Origin of the sequence: Vibrio sp. M260118, from assembly GCF_036533755.1 — a bacterium.
Lineage (GTDB): Bacteria > Pseudomonadota > Gammaproteobacteria > Enterobacterales > Vibrionaceae > Vibrio.
Map to the genome: position 1 here is coordinate 1 of NZ_JATABG010000653.1, position 803 is coordinate 803.

Annotated in this window: 1 protein-coding gene and 1 pseudogene; both read right to left on the reverse strand. The window is 38.9% G+C overall.

Annotated elements, in window-relative coordinates:
* Nucleotides 1-357: pseudogene (locus tag QTO00_RS20305) on the reverse strand (Sir2 family NAD-dependent protein deacetylase); the annotation flags it as partial.
* A partial coding sequence (locus QTO00_RS20310) for a non-canonical purine NTP pyrophosphatase (protein WP_331426356.1) occupies nucleotides 357-803 on the reverse strand: 447 nt, incomplete at its 5' end. The pseudogene QTO00_RS20305 and the gene QTO00_RS20310, both read right to left, overlap by 1 nt.

Here is an 803-nt window from a genome sequence, read left to right on the forward strand (position 1 = left end):
GTAATGTTTTAGCGATTTCTCAATCCATCGGTCGTAGTTTGTCGTATAGATAAGAGGAAAATTTGCTTTAGCAATGTATTCATGAACTTTGGAGTTTTCTAGCTTCACATCTCCCGAGTGCCACTGGGTGTCCATCCAGCTACGCAAGGGACCTATTCTTCCTTTTTCGATTCGATAATACTCGGCTAGCGCAAGATCATTTCCAAATGTTTTATATATGTCAGGATCATAGCCTAGTTCTACGGAGATATGGTTGATGAGCTCAGACCAAGAAGGAAGACCAAGATTCATTGATACTCCCGCACCAACGAATAAAATTACGTTCCCTTTTTTGTAGGCAGACAATAGCTGTTCCATTAATCTTTTCCTTGTTTCAAAAACTCTTTGAACTTGTCAAAAGCTAACTTTCTCATTGAAATTTCATTTTTTTTGTCACCCATTTCTGAAAACGTTAAGCTTTCTCCATCTGGGATAAAAATGCAGTCCCATTGAAAGCTACGGTCTCCCTTAGGTTCAGGGGCGATTGTTCCTCTTATCTCACCCTTAAAGGTATGTATTTTCATTGAGTCACAGTAACCAATAATTGTTTTTGCGATAACTTTAGTATTGTCCCCAGTACCAAATAAAGTAGAAAACTTATCAGCTTCAAGCTTATCCCAGAAAATCTGGGTTAAGCCGCCAGGAAACTCGTTTAAATTGTCAATGTATAAGCCAGTATGCTCCACGAAAACTGGGCGCCCTACAATTTTAAATGCCTTTAGTAGTTTGTCCTTAACTAGAAGATCAACGTCATCGGTTTGGAT